Raw genomic sequence first — 25,961 nt, 5'->3', positions numbered from 1 at the left:
TTGTACGCCGACACGCCGTCCAGGCCGGCATTTTGAGGACGCTCGGCAAGTGACTGGCGTGGTCGTCGCGGAGGACTGACGATATCCGGCATGCATGCTGAGCTCGACCGTGTGCTAGCCGCACAGGGCGGGGTGGTTACCACTGCCCAGGTGTTAGCTTTCGCGACCCGCCGGAACCTAGAGGCAAGTCTCAAATCCGGTGCATTGCAGAAGGTTTGGCATGGCATATACGGCCGCGGCGAAGTGACCGCTGCGTTGCGATTGCGGGGCCTGGACCTGCTGGCCGGCACGACGGTCGCGGCGTGCATGCACACCGCAGCGGCCGCTTATGGATTCGACACCGAAGACACCTCGAATCTGCATGTGCTTAACCCCGGCGGTCGGCGCTTGCGCTCGGCTCGCGGTCTGGTGGTGCACCGTCGAGAAGGGGCACCTCTGACTGTGATGCGGGGTCGGCCGGCCACGGCACCCTCATGGACGGCGATCGCAGTTGCCCGCAGCCTGCGGCGGCCTAGCGCACTCGCGACCCTCGATGCCGCGCTGCGCAGCAGGATGTGCAGCCGCGGCGAGCGGGCGCGGGCCATCGGGTTGCAGTCCGGTCGTCGGGGCGTCGTCAACGTCCGGGAACTCCTTTCCCTGGCTTCGCCGCTGGCCGAGTCGCCGATGGAGAGCGAGGCTCGGCTGGTCATGATCGATGGCGGCCTACCGCGGCCAGTGCTGCAGTACGAAGTCATCGACCTGACCGGCCGCCTCTGGCGGCTCGACTTCGCCTGGCCCGAGTTTCGGGTGGCTGCCGAGTACGACGGAGTCGACTGGCACAGCGGGCCCGACGCATTTCGACGGGACCGCAAAAGGTCCGCGGCCTTGCAGGACCTGAGTTGGGTGGTAGTGCCGATCATCGCCGAGGATGTCAGGTATCAACCCGCACAACTTGTGCGTCGGCTCAACGCTCGATTAAGTCGGGCAGCGTGAGTGCCCCCAAAATGCCGGCCGCGACGGCGTGTCGGCGTGCATATGAGCGCGCTCGGCGGAAGGGGAGTCAGCCGCTGGTTCCCGGGCCGATGTTGTGCGCCGGGCGGGTTCGCAGATCGTGCACGTAATCCTCCGGCGCGCCGGCGATTTCGGCCGCGTCGGCCATCACGCCGAGGTAGCGCGCCGACGGCAGGCCGCCCTCCCAGGCGTCCAGCACGTACAGCCACGCCAGCGCAGGGTCGGTGGTGGTGTCCGACGAGATGCGCTCCACCCGGCACCGGATCTTCTTGTGGACGCCGAACTCGGAGCCCTCCCAGCGGTCGAGGTTGATCTCGTCGGCCGGCGTCATGTCGTAAAGCACGACGAACACCTTCGACTGGGGGTCCTCGACGATCGTCGCCAGGGCCCCTTCCCAGCCGATATCCTCGCCGCCGAACGTCAACCGCCACCCGTGTAACCAGCCAGTTCCGGCCATCGGCGAGTGCGGCGCGCGCTTGAGCATCTGCTCGGGATCCATGTTCGACCCGTACGCGGCGTAGAGCGGCACGGGGAAAGCTTAGACGTCGCCTGCTCGCGCGGTATTCACCCGAGCGATTCGCGGGGTCCCGGCCGCCCCGATAGGTTAGGGGCCGTGGTGACCCGCATCGTCATCCTCGGGGGAGGTCCGGCCGGATACGAAGCCGCGCTCGTCGCCGCGACCTCCCATCCCGACACCACTCACGTCACCGTCATCGACTCCGACGGCATCGGCGGGGCGGCCGTGCTCGACGACTGCGTGCCGTCCAAGACGTTCATCGCCTCCACCGGGCTGCGCACCGAGCTGCGCCGGGCGCCGCGGCTGGGCTTCGACATCGACTTCGAGGACGCCAAGATCTCGTTGCCGCAGATCCACGCCCGGGTCAAACGGCTGGCCACCGAGCAGTCGGCGGACATCACCGCGCAGCTGCTGGCCGTGGGCGTCGAGGTGGTCGCGGGCCGCGGCGAGCTCGTCGACCCCACGCCCGGCCTGGCCAAGCACCGCATCAAGGCCACGCATTCCGGTTTGGGGCCAGACGGCCCCGTTACCAGCGAGCACGAGGCCGACGTCGTGCTGATCGCCACCGGCGCCAGCCCGCGGATCCTGCCGACCGCCCGGCCCGACGGCGAACGGATCCTGACCTGGCGGCAGCTCTACGACCTAGAGGCGCTGCCCGAGCACCTGATCGTCGTGGGCTCGGGGGTGACCGGCGCCGAATTCGTGCACGCCTACACCGAGCTGGGCGTGCGCGTGTCGGTGGCGGCCAGCCGGGACCGGGTGCTGCCCTACGAGGACGCCGACGCCGCGTTGGTGCTGGAAGAGTCGTTCGCCGAGCGCGGGGTGCAGCTGTTCAAGAACGCGCGCGCCGAGTCGGTCACCCGCACCGACGCCGGGGTGCTGGTCACCATGACCGACGGCCGCACCGTCGAGGGCAGCCACGCCCTGATGACCATCGGGTCGGTTCCCAACACCGGCGGCCTGGGCCTGGAGCGGGTCGGCATCGAGCTGGGGCCGGGCAATTACCTGACCGTCGACCGGGTTTCGCGCACCTCGGTGCCCGGCATCTATGCCGCCGGCGACTGCACCGGGCTGCTGCTGTTGGCGTCGGTCGCCGCCATGCAGGGCCGGATCGCGATGTATCACGCGCTGGGGGAGGGCGTCAGCCCGATCCGGTTGCGCACGGTCGCCGCGACGGTGTTCACCCGGCCCGAGATCGCCGCGGTCGGGGTGCCGCAATCGATGATCGACGACGGTTCGGTGTCGGCGCGGACCATCATGCTGCCGCTGCGCACCAACGCGCGGGCCAAGATGTCGGGCCTGCGGCAGGGCTTCGTCAAGGTCTTCTGCCGGCGGTCCACCGGTGTGGTGATCGGCGGCGTCGTGGTGGCGCCGATCGCCTCCGAGCTGATCCTGCCGATCGCCGTGGCCGTGCAGAACCGCATCACGGTCAACGAGCTGGCGCAGACGCTGGCCGTTTACCCGTCGCTGTCCGGCTCGATCACCGAGGCCGCGCGCCGGCTGATGGCCCACGACGATCTCGATTAGGGCTTAGCCTGGGAACCGCACGCCTACCGACGAGTAACCGGACAGGAGCCCCCGCAGTGAGCGACCCGATCGACGCGCTGGGACCGCAGCAACGCACGCTGGCCTGGGAGCGGCTGGGCGCCGAGCAGTTCGACGTGGTGGTCATCGGCGGCGGCGTGGTGGGCTCGGGGTGCGCGCTGGACGCCGCCACGCGCGGGCTGAAGGTGGCGCTGGTGGAGGCGCGCGATTTCGCGTCGGGCACGTCGAGCCGGTCGTCGAAGATGTTCCACGGCGGACTGCGTTACCTCGAGCAGCTGGAATTCGGGCTGGTCCGCGAGGCGCTGTACGAGCGGGAGCTGTCGCTGACCAAGCTGGCGCCGCACCTGGTCAAGCCGATGCCCTTCCTGTTCCCGCTGACCCATCGCGTCTGGGAACGCCCCTACACCGCGGCGGGCATCTTCCTCTACGACCGCCTGGGCGGCGCGAAATCCGTTCCCGCGCAAAAGCATTTGACCCGGGCGGGCGCCCTGCGACTGAGCCCCGGCCTCAAGCGGACGTCGCTGATCGGCGGGATCCGCTACTACGACACCGTCGTCGACGACGCCCGTCACACCATGACGGTCGCGCGCACCGCGGCGCACTACGGCGCGGTAGTTCGGTCGTCCACCCAGGTGGTCGCGCTGCTGCGCGAGGGCGATCGGGTGACCGGCGTGCGGGTTCGCGACTCCGAGGACGGTGCGATCACCGAGGTCCGCGGCCACGTCGTGGTCAACGCCACCGGGGTGTGGACCGACGAGATCCAGGCGCTGTCCAAGCAGCGCGGGCGGTTTCAGGTGCGCGCGTCCAAGGGCGTGCACGTCGTGGTGCCGCGGGACCGCATCGTCAGCGACGTCGCGATCATCCTGCGCACCGAGAAGTCGGTGATGTTCGTCATACCGTGGGGCGGCCACTGGATCATCGGCACCACCGACACCGACTGGAACCTCGACCTGGCCCACCCCGCGGCCACCAAGGCCGACATCGACTACATCCTGGGCACCGTCAACACCGTGCTGGCCACACCGCTGACGCACGCCGACATCGACGGCGTGTACGCCGGCCTGCGCCCGTTGCTGGCGGGGGAGAGCGAGGAAACCTCCAAGCTGTCCCGCGAGCACGCCGTGGCCGTGCCGGCGCCCGGGCTGGTCGCGATCGCCGGCGGGAAGTACACCACCTACCGGGTGATGGCCGCCGACGCGATCGACGCCGCGGCCCAATTCGTGCCGGCCCGGGTGGCGCCGTCGATCACCGAGAAGGTGAGCCTGCTGGGCGCCGACGGGTACTTCGCGCTGGTCAACCAGGTCGAGCACGTCGGCACGCTGAAGGGTCTGCACCCGTACCGGGTGCGCCACCTGCTGGACCGCTACGGCTCGCTGATCGGCGAGGTCCTGGAGCTGGCGGCCGAGACCCCCGACCTGCTCAGCCCGATCAAGGAGGCGCCGGGATACCTGCGGGTGGAGGCCCTCTACGCCGTCACCACCGAGGGGGCCCTGCATCTGGAGGACGTCCTGGCCCGCCGGATGCGCATCTCCATCGAGTACTCGCACCGCGGCGTCGACTGCGCCCGCGAGGTGGCCGACGTGGTCGCGCCCGTGCTGGGGTGGTCCGCCGCAGACGTCGACCGCGAGGTCGCCAATTACACGGCGCGGGTGGAGGCCGAAATCCTGTCGCAGGCCCAGCCCGACGACGTGTCGGCGGACGAATTGCGGGCCAGCGCGCCCGAGGCGCGCGCCGAAATCCTCGAGCCGGTGCCGCTCAGTTGAGTCTCCGGTGAGGCCTCCGCCCCTTCCCGTGCGCGACGGGCTCGGCCCGGCACGGGTGCGGCTGCGCGGCGGCCCGGTGCTGGCCGAGCTGACCGCCCGGTTCGGCGCGCCGGCCAGCGAGGTTGTCGACACCGACGGCACCCCGGTTGGCGAGACGACGGTGCTGCCGGCGGGTTCTTTCGTCTACCTGTATCGCGAGCTGCCCGACGAGGTGCCGGTGCCCTTCGGCATCCCGGTCCTGCATCAAGACAGCGACATCGTCGTCGTCGACAAGCCGCACTTTTTGGCCACCATGCCCAGGGGGCGCCACGTCGCGCAGACCGCGCTGGTGCGGCTGCGCCGCGAACTCGATTTGCCCGAGCTGAGCCCGGCGCATCGGCTCGACCGGCTCACGGCCGGGGTGCTGCTCTTCACGACCCGGCGGGAGGTGCGCGGCGCCTACCAGACGTTGTTTTCCCGGGGATTGGTTCGCAAGACGTATTTGGCGCGGGCCGCCGTCGACCCCTCTTTGGAGTGGCCGCGGGTGGTGCGCAGCCGGATCATCAAGCGCCGCGGGGTTTTACAGGCCTCTTGCGAGCCCGGTGTGCCGAACGCGGAGACGTTGGTGGAGTTGTTGGCCGACGGCGTGTACCGGCTGACGCCGCGCACCGGACGCACGCATCAGTTGCGGGTGCACATGGCCTCGCTCGGCGTGCCGATCGAGGGTGATCCCTTGTACCCCAACATCATTGACGTGGCCCCCGACGACTTCAGCACGCCGCTGCGGTTGCTGGCGCAGCGCATCGAGTTCGACGACCCGCGGTCGGGTGTGCGCCGCGAGTTCGTCAGCCGGCGGCCGGGGCCGTAGGCGCAGGGATTTCGCATGCGCGCGTGGTTAGCCTGCCGTCATGCAGACACTGAAGAAAGCCGTTGCCGGGGCGCTCCTTTCGGGCGGCCTCGCCGTGGCCGGCGTCGGCCTCGCCGCGGGAGCCGCCCACGCCCAACCCGCCCCCGCGCCGCTCAACCACTTCACCTGGTGCCCAGGGAACTAGTCGATACGCTCACACGCTCGTCAATTCAAGGACCACGCAGACTCGATCAATGCTAGTCCGTATCCAGTGCTGTGTTCGCTTCGGCGGTGTCTTGCGGCTAGATCCCTTCGCTAGAACCGCTGCTTGCAATACGGACGTATCCACATGAATTGTATGATCACCATAGGCGGCGCATTGTCCTAACTGCATAAATATGCTACTCATTGACTAGTTTGAGGTGATGGTCATACGCTTCTAGAAAGTATGTCGGGAACGCTCGCAACGAGGGCCTAGTGGAAGCTGAGACATCGCGATGAACGTGAACACTGCCGCTCCCAGCGTCTTCGAAGCTGGCCTTCCCACGTTCAGCTACGACTTTGCCGCCACTCCGCAGGACATTCTCGAAGACGTTCGAACTGCGCAATCGCGTGCGCCCATTGCCATTGGCCCTCTCGGTCCGGAAATACTGGCTTACGATTTGGCTCGGGATATCCTGCGCGACAGCAGGTTTCGGTTGCCACCCGGCCTCACGCTGGCAGCGCAGGGCGTCACATCAGGTCCGCTATACGACAAGCTGATGAGCAGCCTTCTCGGTCTCGAAGGTCCGCCACATACTCGCTTACGCAAGCTGGTGTCCAGGGCGTTCACTCCCCGCGCGACGTCACCTTTACAAGACACGATTCATGAGGTGGTGAACGAGCTAATCGATCAAGTAGTAGAGGCCGGTCGTTGCGACGTGGTGACCGACATCGCGCGGCCCTATCCCACCCCGATCATGTGTGCGCTGATCGGTGCGCCTCGGGAAGACTGGCATCTTTTCGCACAGTGGACCGACCAAATCTTCAAGGCTTTCAACTTTCAGCCCGACGTCACCTTCGATGAAGCCGCGATCATGCGGTCGTGGAGCGAACTGGACGCCTACGTCGATGACATGGTCGCCGTACGCCGGAGGCATCTGACTGATGATCTGTTGTCTGAGCTCATACTCGCCGAAAGCGAGGGCGACAGGCTCAATCTGGATGAACTGCGCATGCTGGTGGCTGGCTTCTTGATGGCGGGGACGGACACGACGCGAAACCAACTGGCCGCGTCGGTGCAGGTGCTGTGCGAGCATCCGGATCAATGGGCGAAGCTCGGTGAGCAACCAGAGCTTGCGATGCAGGCGGTTGAGGAGAGCATGCGGCACTCGCCCGCGGTCTGTATCGCGGTGCGAGCCGCCACAGAGGATGCCGAGTTCGGTGGTTACACGTTCCCGGCGGGGACCTTGGTCGTCGTGAACACCTTTGCGGCCAACCGTGATCCAGCGATTTATGACGATGCCGATCGCTTCGACATCGCCCGCAACGACTCACCTGCGATTCTGACTTTCGGTGGTGGTGCGCACTACTGCCTTGGGGCGAACCTCGCACGCCGGGAATTGGCGGAAGCACTCATAGTCCTCACCCGACGTCTCACCGCACCCCATCGCATCGCTCCTGTGCCGTGGAAATCTCTGCTCGGTATGACCGGCCCGACGACGCTTGAGATCGAGTTCGACAGCGAAAAGCTTGTGGCAGCGGATGCGTAGTCGCGGCTGGGCGGGTGTCACACCCGCCTCGGATGAGGAGGCAATCGCCCGCATTCTGGATGCGGTAGACGACGTGATCGCTGAACACGGACCGGCGCTACGACTTGCCGACGTCGCCCGAAGGCTCGGAGTCACTCGTCAGACGGTGTACCGGTACTTTCCCAACGCCGACGCGCTTCTCATTGCCAGCGCGATGCGTGCGGTCAACGGTTTCATCGACCAAGTTGTAGACCACGTCAGCGGCCTCAATGACCCGGTCACTGCGATCGTCGAAATAATTTCGTTCGCGGTCGAGAACCTCACCGGCGATCCACAGTTGGAGAGCTTGCTTACCCAGACCCCTGAGGGCGAAGCTGCCATCTCGCTCACCTCCGACACAGCGATCATTTTCTGCTTGTCGGCCTTCCACCGCCTCGACGTCGATTGGAAGCTTCACGGCTTCGACACCACCGCGCTCAATGAGCTTGCCGAAATGACCTTGCGCACAGTGCATTCTCTCCTGACCGATCCAGGGCAGCGGCAGCGCGACGGAATCGCACTACGCCGCTTTGTTGCGCGATGGCTCGGTCCAGCGATCCTCTATCCACGGATGACGTCGTTGCCGGTCCACGAACGGCACGCATCATCGGACGAGCACATCGAGCCGGACAGGTGCGCTGAATCGTGAACTTCGGACGAGAGGCCGCCGACGGTGCCACTATCTGACGGACAGGCTTGCAATTACCCTGCAAGGTCGTCAATGGCATCGAGCGTGTCGGGCAAGGTTGCATTCGTTACCGGCGGGGCGTCCGGCATTGGCGCCGCGTTGGCGACCAAGTTGGTCGATGGGGGCGCCGAGGTCTGGATCGCCGATCGTCAGATCGGCCCCGCGCAGGATCTGGCGCAACGCCTCGACAGGGGTGGCGCAAAGGCGCACGCGATTGAGCTGGATGTGCGCAGCTACCCATCGTTTGAGCGTGCCGTCGCCGAGGCGGTAGGGCAGTCCGGGCGGATCGACTACCTGTTTAACAACGCAGGCATTTTGGTCGACGGTGAGGTCGACTCGTACACGCTCGATGACTGGAACGACGTGTTCGATGTGAACCTGCGCGGTGTGGTGCACGGCATCCAGGCGGTCTATCCGATCATGATCGGGCAGCACTCCGGCCACATCGTGAACACAGCCTCGATCGCCGGTCTCGCCACCGGCGCAGTGCCGGCAAGCTACGCCGCCACCAAGCACGCCGTTGTCGGGATCTCCAAGTCGTTGCGCATCGAGGCCGAGCGCCACGGCGTGCAGGTGTCGGTGCTGTGTCCTGGCATGGTCTCGACTCCGATGGTGCTAACGGAGAGACATCGGGGGATGGCACCAGGACCAATAGAACGCTTTCTAGAAACGTCAACACCCGAACGGTTCGCCGAGCGCGCCCTTCGTGCCGTGTTGCAGGGAGACGCGATCATTGTGTTGCCGACGTGGTGGAAGGCATTCTGGTACCTGGAGCGGTTCTCGCCCGCGTTGTCGATGCTCGTCGCAAAAGCCATGCTTAGGCAAAAACGTCGGATGCAGGCCACCGCCGCCTGATCTGCTGTCTTATGGCTAGGCACACCCGGTTCTAAAACTCGCGTGGGCCGGTACGGTGGGTAATCTTTCGGCAGGCCACCCCGGCCGGGCGCACCTATGTCACCACCCCGGGCAGTGCGTTGCTGTTGCCCAGTTTGTGTCGCGGGGTCGGCGGTGTCTTCCCGACCCCCGAAGCGGAACCGCCGCTCGATTACTGTGACCAACGCGCCGCGATGATGCCCCGACGCCGCCGCACCCGCGCCCAAGACCGCGCCTACCGGGTGGCAACCGAACGCCGCCACAACCGCGAGACCCTCCTGGCCCGCAAAGTCGAGTGGCCCAGCTACTTTGGGGTCGCCCCGCCCGGTCGCGACGACGACGAACCGCCGCCATTTTGACCGCGGGTCAACCTACCAGGAACACCGAAAGGTACCGGCCGTTGGCCGCGAAATCCGAGTACTGGCCCGCCGTACGCTTAGCGGATGCAAGAGGCGACCAAAGCGGACATCCTCGCCGCGCTGGATGACAGAGGGAAGCGGCTCGTCTCGATCGTCCGGGGACTCGATGCCGATCGCGCCGCGCGACCGGTGCCCGGGCTTGCCTGGACGGCCGTGGAGACTGCGGCGCACGTGGTAACCGTGCTCGGCAGGCTGCTTGGCGATCGTCGACGCGCCGCCACAAACGAGGGGGTTGCCGAGCTGAATGCGACTTGCCTCTCGGAGTACACCGACCGAGAAATCAACGATATCGCCGACCGGCTCGAGGCAAATCTGCGTGCAGTGATCGACCACGTCTATCCCAAAGTCGACTTCGACCGTTTGTATCCCTTCCACGGTGGATCAACGATCTCCGCCGGCGGTGGGGCGCGATGGATCTTGTGCGAGCTCCTCGTCCACGGCTACGACATCGCCGCTGCAACCGGAAACGAGTGGGCGATACCGGCCGCGGAGGCATCCATGGCAATTCGTGGCCCTGCTGAGTCGATGAATCGGCAGGTTGAGAGCAAGACCTCGACCCGGCATCGGGTGCATCTGGGAGAAGACGACACTGTCGAATTCGTGGCATCCTCCGGATCCCTACCTGCCGGTGACGAGCCGATCGACGCGGAACCCGACGAGTTGCTACTGGCCTTCTTCGGAAGGATTGAAGTGTCCGATCCGCGTTTGGCGGTGGTTCTCGCTGATCTGCCGAACCTCTAACTAGGTCGGGGCCGCGCGGACCTCTTCGGGATTGAGGTGGGTTAAAAGCGTGCGCGACGGCGCCTTGATCCTGACCTCAACGAGCCGGGTGGTGCGCCGCAGTTCCCGACGGTGACCCGCCCCACCTCTGACGGCGTGAACGTTTGCCGGACCCCTGAACTATCGGCCGGAACCGGCGTGAACTTTTACCTCCCTCAACTCGTCCAATTAATCGAGACGTCAACGACGTGGCGGGAGGGTAGCGATGTCGTATGTGGTGGCGGCCCCCGAGTCCTTGGCTCGGGCGGCGACGGATCTGGCAAACATCGGCTCGGCGGTGACCGCCGCGAACGTGGCGGCGGTGGCCCCGACCACCGCGGTCATGGCCGCCGCTGATGACGAGGTGTCGGCGGCGATCGCGTCGTTGTTTTCCGGCCACGCCCGGGCCTTCCAGTCGTTGAGTGCGCGGGCGGCGGCGGTTCATGGCGAGTTCGTGCGCGCCTTGAGCGGTGCGGGGAACGCGTATTCGCTGACCGAGGCGGCGAACGCCTCGCCGCTGCAAACTATCGAGCAAGACGTGCTGGGCGCGATCAACGCGCCCACTGAGCTGCTGTTGAATCGCCCGCTGATCGGCGACGGCGCCAACGCGACCACGCCCGGGGGCAACGGCGGGGACGGCGGCATCTTGTTCGGCAGCGGCGGCAACGGCGCTAACGGTGCGACGGGCCAAAACGGCGGGAACGGGGGGTCGGCGGGCCTGTGGGGCCACGGCGGCAACGGCGGGGCCGGCGGTAACGCCCTCGCCGGCACGGGCGCAAGCGGCGGCAACGGTGGCAATGGTGGGGCCAACGGGCTGCTCGGCGGCGGTAACGGCGGCGCCGGCGGGAGAGGCGGCAACGGCGGGTCCGCCGGTTTGGTGGTCGGTCCGACGGGCGCGACCGGCGGGACCGGTGGCAACGGCGGGGCCGGCGGCGCCAACATGCACCTGTTCGGCGGTCAGGCCGGGTCCGGCGGGGCCGGTGGTACCGGCGGGCTTGGCGGGGCCTCATCCGTGAACGGCGGGCACGGCGGGCTTGGCGGCACCGGTGGGGACGGTGGCGCCAACCACGCGCTGCTGGTCGGCCACGCCGGGACTGGGGGCACCGGCGGCACCGGCGGCACGGGCGGCGGCGCGGGCGCCTCGAGCGCCACCGGCACGGCCGGCACCGGCGGCAACGGCGGCGCCGGCGGCAACAGCCCCGGCGGCATCGGCGGCACCGGGGGCCGGGGCGGCGACGGCGGCTTCGCCAACTTCACCGTTGGTAGCGGCGCCGCCGCGTTCAACGGGGGCGACGGTGGCACCGGCGGCCGTGGCGGCACCGGGGTCATCGGCGGCGACGGCGGCACCGGCGGGGCCGGTGGTGTGGCCATCGTCCATGCCACCGATGCCGGCGCGTCCGGTGGTGCTGGCGGGGGTGGCGGCGCCGGCGGCAACAGCACGGGCGGTGGTCCCGGCGGCACCGGCGGCCGCGGCGGCAGCGGCGGGAACGCCGATGCCGTGGGCGCCACTACCACCGCCTCGGCCGGCGGCGGTGGCGGCGGCGATGGCGGCGGTCCCGCCGGTGCCACCGGGGGCCCCGGCGGTGGCGGTGGAGGCGGTGCCGCCGCCGTCTTCGGTAACGAGTCGGCCGCTGGCGCCCTGGGCCAGTCCGGTCAGGGCAACCCGACCGGCGGGGGCGGTGGTGGCGGCGGCGCGACGGTCGTCGGGACGGCAGGCACAATCGCCTCGGGCGAGGGCGGGGGTGGCGGCGGCGGCGGAATCACCGGCGGCACCGGCGGCACCGGCGGAACGGGCGGCGGCGACAGCGGTGCCGGTCAAGGCGGCACTGCCGGCACGGCCGGCGGTACTGCCCTGCCGTCACCGCCCGGCGGCGTGGGCGGCACCGCCGGCATCGGCGGTGGGGGCGGCGGTGGCCTCGCCAGCGCCTTCGGCACCCCGATCACCCTCCTGCTCGGCGGCCACGGCGGCACCGGCGGCGGTCCCTAGCACCGACCAACGCCGGTGGCCCTCAAACCGGCCCCCTAGCTGCCCGAAAAGGCCGACGGCCTTGTGCGGGGAATTCTTCGCTGACCAGCGCCAGCGGTATTGTTCGTGTCATGCGGTACGTGAACGGGGCAGCACCCCGGCCGCACGTTAAACGCGTCGACGTGCAATGTTTCCGCGTTGGTCGCGGCGCAGTCAGCGCAACTTTGCTGGGTGGTTTCCCGAATAAGGGATGTGAGATGTCGTGGATTTTTTAGCGCTGCCGCCAGAGGTCACCTCGGCGCTCGTCCATACCGGTCCGGGGGCGGGCTCGCTGATCGAGGCGTCGGCCGCCTGGCAGCGCGTCGGCAACGAGCTGGACAGCTCGGTAAGCACCTATACGTCGGTGCTGTCTTCGCTGGTGGACTCCTGGGACGGCCCGTCCGCCGCGGCGATGGTTCAGGCCGTCCAGCCCTACCTCACCTGGCTGCGGGACACCGCCCAGCAGGCCCAGCAGCTGGCCTCCTCGACGCAGACCGCCGCGACGGCGTTCACCGCCGCCCAGTCGGCCGTGGTCCTGCCCGCAACGGTGACCGCCAACCGGACGCGGCTGGCACAGCTGATAGCCACCAACGGGTTCGGTCGCAACCTTCCGGCGATCGCCGCGACCGAAGAGCAGTACCAGGCCATGTGGGCGACCAACTCCGCGGCGCTGACGCGCTATCAGACGGCGACGGCGCAGGCGCTCGACCTGCGGCAGTTCACCACCCCGCCGGCGATCACCGACCCGGCCGGGACGGCCGCGCAGGCCACGGCCACGTCCACCGCCGCGGCGACTCCAGCGCAATCGGCCATTGGTGATTTTCTGACGAACGTCCTCAGCACCCCCTTCGGCTTCGACCCCAACGCGGGTTGGTTCGGGCTGGCGAACACCTACGCGAACCAGTTCATCTCGTCCGGGTTCCCCATCAACCTGCTCAGCTACCTCGCGCAGAGCACGTCGGCCCAGGCGCTGCAGAGCGTGGGCGGCGACATCGGCCAGGGCCTCTCCGAGGGGGAGTCGGCACTGGGAGCGGCGGGGGCGAGCTTGTCCAACGCGGTCCGGTCGCTCGGATCGGCGCCCACCGGGGCGATGGCCGTCGGCGTGTCGATGGGCAAGCTGACCGCGCCGCCCGCCGTGGTCGGGCTGCTGCCCGCCGCGCAGACACCGGTCCAACTCGCCTCGGCGGCCTCGCCGCTCGACGGCGCCGACGCCGGGTTCGGCATGCTTCCGCCGCTGATGCCCCCGCCGGTCTCGGCGGGCAGCGGTTGGCGCAAGCGCAAGCAGACCAAGCTCGAAGACCTCCAGGTGGGCGCCGAAGTCAAGGGCAAAGTGATCCGCACACCGCCATCGGCCGGATGAAAGCATGGACTTCGGGACGCTGCCCCCAGAAATTAGTGCGGCGCTGATCCACTCCGGACCCGGTGCGGAGTCGTTGATCGAGGCTGCCACCGCGTGGGAGCTGTTGGGCGTCGAGCTGGAGGAATCCCTGCCCGGCTACGGCTCGGTGCTCTCGACGCTGGGTGAGGCCTGGGGCGGCCCGTCCGAGGCGGCGATGGCCCAGGCCGTCGACCCCTTCCTCACCTGGCTGGCCGCCACCGCGCAGCAGTGCGAGCGGGTCGGCTCCTCGATGCAGGCCGTCGCGGCGGCATTCGAATTGACCCGCCGCACAGTGGTTTTCCCGGTCCAGGTCGCGGCCAACCGGACCCGGTTGGCGCAGCTGATCGCCACCAACTGGCTCGGGACCAACTTCGCGGCGATCGCCGAGACCGACGCCGAGTACGAGGGCATGTGGGTGAACAACTCGGCGGCGATGTATCGCTACGCGGCGACGTCGGCGCAGGCCACCCGGCTGCCGCAGTTCTCGCCGCCACCCGCGATCGTCAGCCCGACGGCGGCGGCCGCGCAGGCCACCGCCACGTCCGCGGCCGCCGCCACCCCGGCCGCGTCGACCCCGCTCGGGGATTTCTTGACGAATGTCCTCAGCACTCCTTTCGGTTTCAACCCCCAGAAGGGCTGGTTCGGCCTGCTCAACGCGTACGGCGACCAGTTCATCGCGGGCGGCATTCCCATCAACCTGCTCAGCTACCTCGCGCAGTACACGTCGGCCCAGGCGTTGCAGAGCGTGGGCGCCGACGTGGGTCAGGGCCTGGCGGAGGGGGAGGCCGCGCTGGGCGGGGTGGAGGCCGGCCTCGCCGACGCGGTCCGGGCGGCCGGAACGGCGCCGACGGCGGCGGTGGGCGTCGGGGTTTCGCTCGGAAAGCTGACCGCGCCGCCCGCCATGGTGGGGCTGCTGTCCGCGTCGAAGCCGGCGGTGGCGCTCGCCGCGGCGGTGTCCCCGCTGGCCGCCGACGAATCCGGCTTCCCTTTCATGCCGCCGCCGATGATGCCGCCGGTGGCGGCGCGCGACAAGGGCAAGCGGGGGGGCCGCGACTACGACGACATCGAATACGGGCTGGAGATCAAGGGCACCTTCATGACCCGCCCGCCCTCAGCCGGCTGAGGCTTTGTCCTCGGCCAGGGTGAAGTAGTTCTCTTCCTCCTGCACGAAGTGCAGGCGCAGCAGGGCGTACAGCCCGTACAGGCAGGCGAGCAGGTCGTCGACCTGGTCTCCTCCGATGGAGCCGTTGGCCGCAGCAAGCTCCACCTGCGCGCCGATCCGGTCCGACAGCCGTTGTATCTCCGCGTGGGTCCGGCTCATGGTCGCGGTTGCCTCGCCGGTGCCCAGAGGATGGGCCAACGCGGGGTAGAGCTCGGTTTCCTCGGCGCGCTCGTGCGGCAGAACGCGCTCGACCAGCAAGCCGTGTGCGCGGGTAATCGCCTGCAGCGCAGCCTGATCGGGTGCTTCTGCGAGGCGGTCCGCCGCTTCGCGCAGCAGCCCGATGGCGTCGCGCAGTTCGTCGTGTTCGGCGTCGAAGCGGCGCAACATCCGTTCGGTTCGCTCGGGCAGGTCGACCTCGACCGCCGGGTTGCCGCGCAGGGCGCGCAGCGCGTTGAGGATGACGGCGACGTCGATGCCTTCCTGCAGCAGCGCGCCCGCGGCGGGCGGCAGCCAGCCGACCGCGGCGACGGCCATCGCGACCAGCGACAGGCCCATGCCGACGACGGCGCTCTGCACCGCGATGCGCCGCGACCACCGCGCGATGTCCATCGCGTCGGCCAGCCGCTCCAGCCGGTCGGTGGTCAGCACCACGTCGGCGGCCTCCGAGGAGGCGGTGGCGCCGCGCGCACCCATCGCGACCCCGACGCCGGCCGCGGCCAGTGCGGGGGCGTCGTTCACCCCGTCGCCGACCATCACGGTGACCGCGCGCTCCTGTTCGGCGCGCACCGCGGCGACCTTGTCCGTCGGGCTCTGTTCGGCGTAAACCTCGTCCAGCCCCAGCACGGCGCCGACCTCGCGGGCGGGCCCGGCGCGGTCGCCGGTGAGCATCACCAACCGCCGCAAGCCGGCGGCGCGCAGCCGCCGCACGGTGCGCGGGGCGTGGCGGCGCAGCGGGTCACGCAGCAGCACCGAACCGGCCGGTCGCCCGTCGACGCACACCCACGCGATCGCGGCGGTGTCCAGCAGGGCCCGGTTCGCGGCGGCCCGGGCCCATTCCGTCGAGGTGTCGCCGCCCAGCTTGCCGACCTGGATGCGCCGATCGCCGACGGTGGCCGTGACGCCGCGCCCGGGTTCCTCGACCACGTCGGTCGGCAGCTCCAGCCGCAGGCCGCGGGCCAGCGCCTCGGTGACGATCGCCTCGGCCAGCACGTGCGGGGACAGCTGGTCGACCGAGGCGGCCAGCCGCAGGATTTCCATGGCGTCGCGCCCCGGCGCGGCCGCGACGTCGATGACGACCGGGCGCCCCATGGTCAGCGTGCCGGTCTTGTCCATCACCAGAGTCGTTGCGCGCCCCAGGTTTTCCAAGGCCGCGCCGCTGCGGATCACCACGCCGTGCCGCGAGGCGCGCGACAGCCCGGACACGATCGCCACCGGCGCGGCCAGCAGCAGCGGGCACGGCGTCGCCACCACCAGCACCGCCACGGCCCGCACCGGCGACCCGCTGGCCAGCCATGCCGCGCCGGCCACCGACAGCGCCAACGGCAGGAACCACGCGGCGTACCGGTCGGCCAGGCGCACCACCGGCGCGCTCTGCGCCCCGGCCTCCGCGGCCAGCCGCACGATCTGGGCGTACGTGCTGGCCTCGGCGGTGGCGGTGGCGCGCATTTCGAACGCGCCGCCCGCGTTGACCACCCCGCTGCGGACCGGTTCGCCGGCGCCGCGCTCCACCTGCAAGGGCTCGCCGGTCAGCACCGACTCGTCGAGCACCGCGGCCGCGCCGACCACGCGCCCGTCCACGGGCACCACCTCGCCGGGGCCGACGACCAGCAGGTCGTCGATCGCGACCTCGTCCAGCCCGATCGTGGCGACCGTGGATCCGACGCGCCGGCGGGCGAACCGCGGGGCGTGCTCGAGCAGGGCCCGCAGGTCGTGGGACGCGCGCCGCTCGGCCGCGGCCTCGAGCGCCCGCCCGCCGGCCAGCATCACCGCGATCAGTGCGCCGGCGAGGTACTCGCCGACGGCCAGCGTGCCGATCAGCGACAGCACCGCGATCAGGTCGACCCCGAACCGGCCGTGGCGCAGCCCGGCCACCACCCAGACCACCGCGGGGACGAGCGCCACCACCGTGCCGGCGATCCAGCAGCCATCGGCGACGCGCTGCGCGCCGGCCAGCCAGGCGATCCCGCCCGACGCCAGCGCGCCGACGCTGCCCGCGACCAAAATCGCAGATCCCCTACCGCCCACACCATTCCCTTCGGGAGACGGGTCTGCAGTCAGCCTGAACCGGCCTCGCCTCGTTAAATAGGGCCGGGTGTCCCTGAACTAGGGACTCAGGTCACTAGAAAGGTTGGGTAACTTCCGGTGAACATTGCTGGCGTGACTGGCTTTTCTGCACCGGGGCTCACCCCCGGCTCGCTCCCGATCTCCACCATCACCGGCGACCCGGTGGCGCGCGTGGCCGCCGACGCCACCGTCGCCGACGTGGCCATGGCCATCGCGGACTGCGACGTGGGGGCGGTCGTGGTGGGCGACGACGAGCGGCCCGCGGCGCTGGTGAGCGAGCGCGACGTCGTCCGCGTGGTGGCCGCGGGCAAGGATCCGGCGACCGTCCTCGCCTCCGACGTCGCCAGCACCAAGCTGGTGTGGTGTGACGCCGAGGCGACGGTCGACGACGTGGCGGCCCGGATGATGGATCACTACATCCGCCACGTCCTGGTGGAGCGCGACGGCGCGCTGGCCGGGATCGTCTCGGCGCGCGACCTGCTCGGCGTCTACGGCGCCTACGGCGCGTGAAATCCCGGCTGGCCGGCCTCGTCGGCGGGAGCCTGGCCGGCCTGACGGCCTGGGACCTGCTGCAACGCCGCCACACCATCCTGCGCAACTACCCGATCGTCGGACACCTGCGGTTCCTCCTCGAGGCCGTCGGCCCCGAGCTGCGCCAGTACATCGTCACCGACAACGACGCCGAACGGCCCTTCAGCCGCGACCAGCGGCGCTGGGTGTACACGTCGTCGAAGCTGACCAACCGCTACTTCGGGTTCGGCACCGACAACGACCTGGAGCGGGTGCACAACTACCCGATCATCAAGCACGCGGCGTTCCCGGTGCCCACCCCCGCCGGCGAATCCGAGCATCCGGACCCGTCGGTGCCGCTGCCGGCCGGAAAGGTGCTCGGCGGCGCGCGCGGCCGGGCGCGGGCCTTCCGGCCGTCGTCTCTGGTCAACGTCTCGGCGATGAGCTTCGGCTCGCTCTCGGGCGCGGCCGTCACCGCCCTCAACAAGGGCGCGGCCCTGGCCGGCGCCCTGCACACCACCGGCGAGGGCGGGGTGTCGCCGTACCACCTGGGCGGGGGAGACCTGGTCTGGCAGGTCGGCACCGGCTACTTCGGCTGCCGCGACGACGACGGCACGTTCAGCTTGCCCCGCCTGATCGACCGGGTCGCCGCCACGCCGTCGATCCGGGCCATCGAGATCAAGCTGAGCCAGGGCGCCAAGCCCGGCCTGGGCGGCATGCTCCCCGGCGCCAAGGTCACCCCCGAAATCGCCGCCATCCGCGGCATTCCGGTCGGGGTCGACTGCAAGAGCCCCGCCGGCCACTCCGCGTTCCGCGACGTCGACGGGCTGCTCGACCTGGTGGAGACCATCGCCGCCGAGACCGGCCTGCCGGTCGGCATCAAGTCGGCGGTCGGGGAGGATGCGTTCTGGCTCCAGCTGGCCGGGCGCATGGCGCGCACCGGCCGGGGCGTCGACTTCGTGACCGTCGACGGCGGCGAGGGTGGCACCGGCGCGGCCCCGCTCGTGTTCAGCGACCACGTCGCCCTGCCCTTCAAGTGGGCGCTGCCCCGCGTCTACCGGGCCTTCGCCGAGGCGGGCCTGCACCACGACGTGGTGTTCATCGGCTCGGGCAAGCTGGGCATCCCGGAGAACGCCCTACTGGCGCTGGCCGCGGGCTGCGACATGATCAACGTCGCGCGAACCGCCATGTTCTCCATCGGTTGCATCCAGGCCCAGCGCTGCCACACCGGCCGTTGCCCCTCCGGCGTCGCCACCCAGTCCGCGTGGCTGCAACACGGTCTCGACCCGGCGCTGAAATCGGTGCGCTGCGCCAACTATCTGGCCACCCTGCGCTTCGAGCTGCTGTGCCTGGCGCGCGCGTGCGGCCAGGTGCACCCGGCCCTGGTGCCGCTGGACGCGATCGAGCTGCTCGACGTCGACCTCAAGACCGTGCGGGCCGACGAGTTGCTCGACTACCGGCCCGGCTGGGGCGTGCCCGGCCCGGCCGACGTCGCGGCGATCACGGAACTCATGGGCTAACCGGCCGCCGCCGCGGACGCCGCCGCGCGCGACTCGATCATCCGGTTGCGCACGATGTGCTCGACGAGGATCGGGACGAAGGTCTGCACGGGCGCGTCGACGAACTGCTGGGCGGCCTGCTCGCACCAGTCCTTGATCTGCGTGGTGCGCTGCTCGTCGCCGAGGCCCTCGTGGCGGGCCAGCTTGTCGGCGACTTCGGCCACCGACCGTGCCACGGCCGAAGCGCTGGCGGGCACGGCGTCGGCCTCGGCGGCCGCGGCCTGCTGCAGCGCCTCGCGGGCGGCGTCCTCGCCGGTGTCCGGCCGGATGACATGCAGCGTGAGGTGATGGCCGTCCTCGCCGAACAGGATGACGCTGGTGGGCTCGTCAGAGGTGAAGCCCAGCAATTCGACCGGCTGACCGGCGATCTCGACCAGCGTCGGCGTCTCGTGCCAGCCGTTGCGGCGGTAGCCCACCATCACGACCCGCCCGAGCCGGTCGGACACCGAGGCCACCAAGTCCGGCAGCTCGTCGGCCAATTGAGCCGACCGCGGCCACCAGGCGCCGTCGACATGCTCCGACGCGGACCGATAGGGCTTGAGCTGCAAGCGATTTTCGTGCTCCACGCGACCACGGTACGGCCAAAGCGACCAGCCCGCGACTCGGAGCCCGCAGGTAACCGCGGCGTGTACCGGACGTGAACGGCGGGTAGCGCCAACCGGTTTGGGGATCGACAAACTCGGCGAGACGACTTAAGCCCCTGTCGCATCGGCGCCGCCCTGGCCATGATTACCGCATGCGAACCGCCTACCACAAGCAACTCGACGATTTGGCGACACACCTGGGCGAGATGTGCGGCCTGGCCGGGGTGGCGATGAAGGGCGCGACCCAGGCCCTGCTGGAGGCGGACTTCGACGCCGCCGAACAGGTGATCCGCGGCCAGGAGCGGATCGTTTCGATGCGGGCGGCGGCCGAAAAGGACGCGTTCGACCTGCTGGCCTTGCAGCAACCCGTCGCGGGCGAGCTGCGGGCGATCTTCAGCTCGATACAGATCATCGCCGACACCGAGCGAATGGGGGCCCTGGCCGTGCACGTGGCCGACATCGCCCGGCGCGAGTACCCGAGGCACGTGCTTCCCGGGGAGGTCCGCGACTGCTTCGCCGAAATGGGCAAGGTGGCAATCGCATTGGGCGCCAGCGCAAAACAGGTACTCATCTCCCGCGACCCGCAGCAGGCCGGCCAGCTTCGCGAACAAGACCGGGCGATGGACGACCTGTACAGCCGGTTGTTCTCCGTGCTGATGAATCACGAGTGGAAGCACAGCATCTCCGTCGGGGTGGAGGCGGCGCTGCTGGGCCGCTTCTACGAGCGCTTCGGTGATCACGCCGTGGAGATCGGCCGGCGGGTCGTCTTCATGGAGACCGGCGTGCTGCCCGCGGAGGACGGCACCCGATGACCGTCACCAATGTGCCGGACACGGCGCCGCTGACCGCCAAACGGGTCGCCGAGGCCCCCGTCGACGCGGTCCTGGAATGGCTGGACAGCTCGGCCGCCGGGCTGTCGAGCGCCGAGGCGTCCGCCCGGCTGGAGCGGCACGGCCCCAACGCCGTGCGGACCCATCACGTCAACGCGCTCGCCGTGCTGGGCCGCCAGCTGCGCTCCGCGGTGCTGATCCTGTTGGCCGGCACCGCGATCGTGTCGTACTTCCTGGGCGACAGCATGCAGGCGGTCATCATCGGGGTAATCCTGGCGGCCAGCATCGGTTTGGGCTTCGTCAACGAGTATCGCGCCGAGCGAGCCGCCGCCGACCTGCACGGCCGGGTGCACCACAACGCCCTGGCGCGCCGCGACTCCAAATTCGTCACGGTCAGCGTCACCGACCTGGTGCCCGGCGACGTGATCCGGCTGTCGCTGGGTGAGGCCGTGCCCGCCGATGTCCGGCTGATCGAGGTCACCGGCCTGGAATGCAACGAAAGCATCCTGACCGGGGAGTCGACGGGCTCGGAGAAGTCGCCGCAGCCGGCGCCCCCCGGCGCCGCGCTGGCGGAATCGTCCGACCTGGCCTTCATGGGCACCATCGTCAGCGCCGGGGAGGGCGTCGGCGTGGTCTACGCCACCGGCCGCAACGCCGAATTCGGGCGCATCGCAGCGGGTTTGGACCAGCGCCAGCCCGAAACCGACTTCCAGGTGGGACTGCGCAAGTTCTCCTACCTGCTGCTGCAGGTCGCGATCGCACTGATGGTCATCATCCTTGCCAGCAACCTGCTGCTGGCCAAGCCGATCATCGATTCGGTGCTGTTCTCGCTGGCGATCGCGGTCGGCATCACGCCCCAGCTGCTGCCCGCGGTGGTCAGCACCAGCCTGGCGACGGGGTCGCGGCAGCTGGCCAAGTCGAAGGTGCTCGTCAAACGGCTGGTGTGCATCGAGGACCTGGGCGACATCGACATCCTGATCACCGACAAGACCGGAACCCTGACGGAGGGCCAACTCCGCCTGGTCGACGCGATCGACCCGGCCGGCGCGCACGCCGACCCGGTGCGCCGGCTCGGGCTGCTGGCCACCGACGTCGACCCGGATTCCGGTGGCGTCAGCGCCAATCCGCTCGACGCCGCGCTGTGGGAGTCCCCGCAGGCGCAGGAGTTGGTCGGCGACGCCGTGCGCCGGGTCGCGATCCTGCCGTTCGACCACAAGCGCCGGGCGACGTCGGTGTTGGTCGACGACGACGGGAAACGCGTCCTGGTGGTCAAGGGCGCGCCCGAACAGGTGCTGGCCCGATGCGACGCGACCCCACCGGCGGCGGACGAGACCCTGGCGGGCCTGTTCGCCGCCGGCCGGCGGGTGGTGGCCGTGGCCGTCCGGCTCGCGGGCGAGCTGAGTGCCGTCACCGCCGACGACGAACGCGACCTCACCCTGGCCGGCTTCCTCGTCTTCGCCGACGAACCCAAACCTGCTGCGCGCCAATCCCTGTCGCAGCTTCGGGCCCTGGGCATCGAACTGAAGATCGCCACCGGCGACAATCCGCGGGTCGCCGAAAAGGTCTGCGCCGACCTCGATTTGGCGTCCAAGGGCACGGTCACCGGTGGCGACCTCGAGGCCCTCGACGATGACGCCTTCGTCGAGGCCGCCCGGAACAACACGATCTTCGCGCGCATCTCCCCCGAGCAGAAGGCGCGCCTCATCGTCTCGCTGCGCCGCCACGGGCGATCCGTCGGCTTCCTCGGCGACGGTGTCAACGACGCGCTCGCCCTGCACGCCGCCGACGTCGGGATCTCCGTCGACAGCGCCACCGACGTCGCCAAGGACGCGGCCGACGTGGTGCTGCTGGAAAAGGACCTCGGCGTGCTGGCCACCGGCGTCGCCGAGGGCCGGCGGATATTCGCCAACACCATCAAGTACGTGCTGATGGGCACCTCGAGCAACTTCGGAAACATGTTCAGCGCCGCCGCCGCGTCGGCGCTGTTGCCGTTCCTGCCGATGCTGCCCAGCCAGATCCTGCTGAACAACCTGCTTTACGACAGCTCGCAACTCGCGATCCCGACCGACCGGGTCGACGAGGAACAGCTGCACGCGCCGTCGCACTGGAACGTCGCGTTCATCCGCCGGTTCATGCTGATCTTCGGGCCGATCAGCTCGCTGTTCGACTTCCTGACGTTCGGGTTGATGCTTGGCGTGCTGGGCGCCGGCCCGGTCGAATTCCGCACCGGCTGGTTCGTGGAATCGCTTGCGACGCAGACGTTGATCATCTTCGCCATCCGCACCCGCAAGGTGCCGTTCTTCCGCAGCCGGGCCAGCGTCCCGCTGACCATCACCAGCCTCACGGTCGTCGCCGTCGGCGTCGTGCTGACCATTTCGCCGCTGGCCCACACGCTGGGATTCACGACGCTGCCGTGGCAGTTTTTCGCCGTGCTGGGCGGGTTCGTCGGCGTCTACCTGGTCCTGGTCGAGCTCGCCAAGCTGATGTTCTACGCCGAGCCGATGAACCACAACGGGCAGCCGCACCGCACCCGCGGGGACGCCCACCGAATCCGCCGCCGCGCCGCGCGCTTCCACTACGCTCCGAGGTCATGAGCGAAGATCAAGCGCTGGTCATTGTGGCCGGTTACCAGGACCTCGACACGGCACGCCGCGATTTCGAAACCCTGACCGAGCGAACCAAGGCCAAGGACGTCGCGCTGCGCGGCGCGGTGCTCGTCGGCAAGGACGCCGACGGCAGCGCCGTACTGCTCGACACGGGCAACCGGCTGGGCCGCCGGGGCGCCGCGTGGGGGGCCGGCGCCGGCCTGGCGGTCGGGCTGTTCTCGCCGGCGCTGCTGGCCACCGCGGCCATCGGTGCCGCGGCCGGCGCGCTGGCTGGCACGTTCGCCGACCATCGGATCAAGACGGGGCTGGGCGACAAGATCGGGCAGGCGCTGGCCGCGGGCAGCGGCCTGATCATCGCCGTGACACCGGCGGAGGGCCGCCTGGGCGTGGAGCAGGCGTGTGCCGGCTCTCCGATGAAATCCGTTGCCGAGCTGAGCCGTTCGACGCTGCGCAGCCTGGGCGCGGCGCTGGAAGAGGCGATGGGGAAGTTCAACCCCGACCGCACCCGGCTCCCGCTGCCGCAGCGCACCTTCGGCGGCACCATCGGCCGCACCATGGCGGACTCGGTCGGCGACTGGACGATCGTGCCCGGGGCCAAGGCGCCCGACGGCGCGCCGAACGTGCTGATCGTACTCATCGACGACGCGGGGTTCGGCGGCCCGGACACCTTCGGCGGCGCCATCCGGACCCCCACGCTGACCCGGGTGGCGCAGAACGGGTTGACCTACAACCGCTTTCACGTCACCGCGGTCTGCTCGCCGACCCGTGCGGCCCTGCTCACCGGGCGCAACCACCACCGGGTCGGGTTCGGGTCGGTCACCGAGTTCCCCGGCCCCTTCCCCGGCTATTCCTCGGTCAAGCCGCGCAGTTGCGCCGCGCTGCCGCGCATCCTGCGCGACAACGGTTACGTGACGGGCGGTTTCGGCAAATGGCACCTGACCCCGGACAACGTCCAGGGCGCGGCGGGCCCGTTCGACAACTGGCCGGTGGGCTGGGGCTTCGACCATTTCTGGGGCTTTCTGTCCGGCGCCGCCGGCCAGTACGACCCGATCATCACCCAGGACAACTCCGTCACCGGCGTGCCCCGGGGCGAGGACGGCAGGCCCTACTACTTCCCCGACGACCTGACCGACAAGGCCGTCGAGTGGCTGCATGGCGTGCGGGCGCAGGACGCCGAGAAGCCGTGGCTGATGTATTACTCGACGGGCGCCACCCACGCGCCGCACCACGTGTTCGCCGAATGGGCCGACAGGTACCGCGGCCAGTTCGACGAGGGCTGGGACGCCTACCGGCGCAAGACATTCGAACGGCAAAAGCAGCTCGGCGTCATTCCGCCCGACGCCGAGCTCACCGAGCGCCCCGACCTGTTCCCGGCGTGGGACGGCCTGTCGGACAACCAGAAGAAGCTCTACGCCCGCCAGATGGAGGTGTTCGCCGGGTTCTCGGAGAACGCGGACTGGAACGTCGGCCGGCTGCTCGACGCGATCGAGGACCTCGGCGAGTCCGACAACACGCTCGTCTTCTACATCTGGGGCGACAACGGCGCCAGCATGGAGGGCACGGTCACCGGCTCGTTCAACGAGATGACCTTCCTGAACGGGGTGCTGCTCGACGCCGACCACCAACTGGAGCTTATCGAGCAGTACGGCGGGATCGAGGCGCTCGGAAACGAGTTCACCGCACCGCATTTCGCGAGCGCCTGGGCGCACGCCAACAACACGCCGTTCCAGTGGGGCAAGCAGATGGCCAGCCACCTGGGCGGCACGCGCGACCCGATGGTGGTCGCCTGGCCGAGCCGGATAAAGCCCGACGCCGCCATTCGCGGCCAGTTCACCCATTGCATCGACATCGCGCCGACGGTGTTGGAAGCCATCGGTTTACCGCAGCCGGTCAGTGTCGACGGCTTCGACCAGGAAGTCATGGACGGGACCAGCTTCGCGCACACCTTCGACGACGCGGCGGCCGAAGAGCGCCACACCGTGCAGTACTTCGAAATGTTCGGCAGCCGGGCCATTTACCAGGACGGCTGGTGGGCGTGCACCCGGCTGGACAAGGCGCCGTGGGACCTATCCCCGCAGACGCTGGCGCGGTTCGCGCCCGGCACCTACGACCCGGATGCCGACGTCTGGGAGCTGTACTACCTGCCCGACGACTTCTCCCAGGCGCGCAACGTCGCCGCCGAGCATCCCGACAAGGTCGCCGAGCTCACGCGGCTGTGGTGGCAGGAGGCCGAACGAAACCGGGCGCTGCCCCTGCTCGGTGGGCTCGCGGTGATGTTCGGCAGCCTGCCGCCGCTGCCGACCACCACACGCTTCACCTTCAAGGGGGACGTGCAGAACATCCAGCGCGGCATGGTGCCCCGGATCTTCGGCCGCTCGTATGCCATCGAGGCTCGGCTGGTCGTTCCCGAGGGCGGCGCGCAGGGCGTGATCGTCGCCGACGCCGACTTCATCGGCGGGTTCGCGCTATGGGTCGACGAGGGCGGGCGGCTGCGCCACACGTATTCGTTCCTCGGCGTGGACACCTACAAGCAGGTGTCCACCGAGCCGATTCCCTCCGGGGACGTGACGGTGCGCATGCTCTTCGAATCCGATCAGCCCGTGCCTGGCTCGGGCGGACGGGTCACGCTGTGGGCCGGCGACCGGCTGATCGGCGAGGGCGCGATGGCCAACACCGTGCCGCTGGCCTTCACGTCGTACGCGGGGATGGACATCGGGCGCGACAACGGCCTGGTCGTGGACCGCGATTACGAGGACCGGGCGCCCTACGCGTTCACCGGCACCGTCAAGGAGGTCGTGTTCGACCTCAAACCCGTTCACCCGGAAGCCGAGAAGGCGCTGCACGAGCACGCGGCGGTGCAGGCCGTCGGGCGGGGCGCCGCGGGCTGAAGGCCGC

The 25,961-nt window shown here is 69.6% G+C and carries 20 protein-coding genes and 1 pseudogene; 18 read left to right on the top strand and 3 right to left on the bottom strand.

From position 1 onward, the window contains the following. Positions 1–90: 90 nt before the first annotated feature. Complete coding sequence (locus AC5Y5E_RS03185; RefSeq protein ID WP_499901520.1) at positions 91–972, top strand: type IV toxin-antitoxin system AbiEi family antitoxin; 882 nt, start codon at positions 91–93, stop codon at positions 970–972. Positions 973–1,039: 67 nt separating this feature from the next. Here AC5Y5E_RS03185 and AC5Y5E_RS03180 read toward each other — a convergent pair whose 3' ends face one another. Beyond that, positions 1,040–1,519, bottom strand: a complete 480-nt coding sequence (locus tag AC5Y5E_RS03180) for a gamma-glutamylcyclotransferase family protein (protein WP_499901519.1) — start codon at positions 1,517–1,519, stop codon at positions 1,040–1,042. Positions 1,520–1,603: 84 nt separating this feature from the next. On the opposite strand from AC5Y5E_RS03180, the gene AC5Y5E_RS03175 reads away from it, so the two are divergent. The 12 genes and pseudogenes from AC5Y5E_RS03175 to AC5Y5E_RS03120 all read left to right on the top strand — a co-directional run bounded on the left by AC5Y5E_RS03175 (position 1,604) and on the right by AC5Y5E_RS03120 (position 14,655). Continuing rightward, entirely contained in the window at positions 1,604–3,034 is a 1,431-nt protein-coding gene (locus AC5Y5E_RS03175) for an NAD(P)H-quinone dehydrogenase (RefSeq protein WP_499901518.1), read from the top strand. A 56-nt stretch (positions 3,035–3,090) separates the two neighbouring features. Then, positions 3,091–4,815, top strand: a complete 1,725-nt coding sequence (locus AC5Y5E_RS03170; protein WP_499901517.1) for a glycerol-3-phosphate dehydrogenase/oxidase — start codon at positions 3,091–3,093, stop codon at positions 4,813–4,815. 7 nt (positions 4,816–4,822) lie between these two features. Continuing rightward, complete coding sequence (locus AC5Y5E_RS03165) at positions 4,823–5,662, top strand: pseudouridine synthase (RefSeq protein WP_499901516.1); 840 nt, start codon at positions 4,823–4,825, stop codon at positions 5,660–5,662. Between the two features lie 40 nt (positions 5,663–5,702). Further along, positions 5,703–5,846, top strand: coding sequence for a hypothetical protein (locus AC5Y5E_RS03160; protein WP_499901515.1), 144 nt, complete (start codon positions 5,703–5,705; stop codon positions 5,844–5,846). Between the two features lie 292 nt (positions 5,847–6,138). After that, the gene (locus tag AC5Y5E_RS03155; RefSeq protein WP_499901514.1) at positions 6,139–7,392 is read left to right on the top strand and encodes a cytochrome P450; all 1,254 of its coding nucleotides are present in this window, start codon (positions 6,139–6,141) and stop codon (positions 7,390–7,392) included. Beyond that, entirely contained in the window at positions 7,385–8,059 is a 675-nt protein-coding gene (locus tag AC5Y5E_RS03150) for a TetR/AcrR family transcriptional regulator (RefSeq protein ID WP_499901513.1), read from the top strand. The genes AC5Y5E_RS03155 and AC5Y5E_RS03150 overlap by 8 nt, the downstream gene beginning before the upstream one ends. Before the next feature lie 72 nt (positions 8,060–8,131). After that, entirely contained in the window at positions 8,132–8,953 is an 822-nt protein-coding gene (locus AC5Y5E_RS03145) for an SDR family NAD(P)-dependent oxidoreductase (protein WP_499901512.1), read from the top strand. Between the two features lie 77 nt (positions 8,954–9,030). Continuing rightward, positions 9,031–9,330 (top strand): annotated as a pseudogene (locus tag AC5Y5E_RS03140) (hypothetical protein); the annotation flags it as partial. Positions 9,331–9,414: 84 nt separating this feature from the next. Next, the gene (locus AC5Y5E_RS03135; protein ID WP_499901511.1) at positions 9,415–10,131 is read left to right on the top strand and encodes a maleylpyruvate isomerase mycothiol-dependent enzyme family protein; all 717 of its coding nucleotides are present in this window, start codon (positions 9,415–9,417) and stop codon (positions 10,129–10,131) included. 244 nt (positions 10,132–10,375) lie between these two features. Further along, complete coding sequence (locus AC5Y5E_RS03130; RefSeq protein ID WP_499901510.1) at positions 10,376–12,136, top strand: PE family protein; 1,761 nt, start codon at positions 10,376–10,378, stop codon at positions 12,134–12,136. Between the two features lie 241 nt (positions 12,137–12,377). Next, positions 12,378–13,514, top strand: a complete 1,137-nt coding sequence (locus AC5Y5E_RS03125; RefSeq protein WP_499901509.1) for a PPE family protein — start codon at positions 12,378–12,380, stop codon at positions 13,512–13,514. 4 nt (positions 13,515–13,518) lie between these two features. Continuing rightward, positions 13,519–14,655: a PPE family protein gene (locus AC5Y5E_RS03120; protein ID WP_499901508.1), complete on the top strand. Its 1,137-nt coding sequence runs from the start codon at positions 13,519–13,521 to the stop codon at positions 14,653–14,655. Here the strand turns inward: AC5Y5E_RS03120 and AC5Y5E_RS03115 are convergent. Next, positions 14,644–16,938 (bottom strand): heavy metal translocating P-type ATPase, encoded by a 2,295-nt coding sequence (locus AC5Y5E_RS03115; protein WP_499901507.1) that lies wholly within the window; start codon positions 16,936–16,938, stop codon positions 14,644–14,646. The genes AC5Y5E_RS03120 and AC5Y5E_RS03115 overlap by 12 nt on opposite strands. A 132-nt stretch (positions 16,939–17,070) precedes the next feature. On the opposite strand from AC5Y5E_RS03115, the gene AC5Y5E_RS03110 reads away from it, so the two are divergent. Together AC5Y5E_RS03110 and AC5Y5E_RS03105 are read left to right on the top strand one after the other, a co-directional pair. Further along, the gene (locus AC5Y5E_RS03110) at positions 17,071–17,487 is read left to right on the top strand and encodes a CBS domain-containing protein (protein WP_499901506.1); all 417 of its coding nucleotides are present in this window, start codon (positions 17,071–17,073) and stop codon (positions 17,485–17,487) included. Then, positions 17,484–19,007 (top strand): glutamate synthase-related protein, encoded by a 1,524-nt coding sequence (locus AC5Y5E_RS03105; RefSeq protein WP_499901505.1) that lies wholly within the window; start codon positions 17,484–17,486, stop codon positions 19,005–19,007. Before AC5Y5E_RS03110 ends, AC5Y5E_RS03105 begins: the two co-directional genes overlap by 4 nt. Here the strand turns inward: AC5Y5E_RS03105 and AC5Y5E_RS03100 are convergent. Beyond that, entirely contained in the window at positions 19,004–19,612 is a 609-nt protein-coding gene (locus AC5Y5E_RS03100; protein WP_499901504.1) for a DUF5994 family protein, read from the bottom strand. The genes AC5Y5E_RS03105 and AC5Y5E_RS03100 overlap by 4 nt on opposite strands. A gap of 170 nt (positions 19,613–19,782) precedes the next feature. Between AC5Y5E_RS03100 and phoU the strand changes: the two genes are divergently transcribed. Genes phoU through AC5Y5E_RS03085 form a run of 3 tightly spaced genes read left to right on the top strand, consistent with a single transcriptional unit; the run spans position 19,783 to position 25,954 of the window. Then, complete coding sequence (phoU, locus tag AC5Y5E_RS03095; protein WP_499901503.1) at positions 19,783–20,442, top strand: phosphate signaling complex protein PhoU; 660 nt, start codon at positions 19,783–19,785, stop codon at positions 20,440–20,442. Then, a complete protein-coding gene (gene mgtA, locus AC5Y5E_RS03090; RefSeq protein ID WP_499901502.1) occupies positions 20,439–23,054 on the top strand; it encodes a magnesium-translocating P-type ATPase in 2,616 nt (871 codons plus the stop codon). Before phoU ends, mgtA begins: the two co-directional genes overlap by 4 nt. Next, a complete protein-coding gene (locus AC5Y5E_RS03085) occupies positions 23,051–25,954 on the top strand; it encodes an arylsulfatase (protein WP_499901501.1) in 2,904 nt (967 codons plus the stop codon). Before mgtA ends, AC5Y5E_RS03085 begins: the two co-directional genes overlap by 4 nt. Positions 25,955–25,961: the final 7 nt, after the last annotated feature.

It is taken from the genome of Mycobacterium sp. NGS54, from assembly GCF_059812465.1.
The sequence above is the reverse complement of the archived record's forward strand: the minus strand, read 5'-3'. Positions and strand labels throughout refer to the sequence as shown.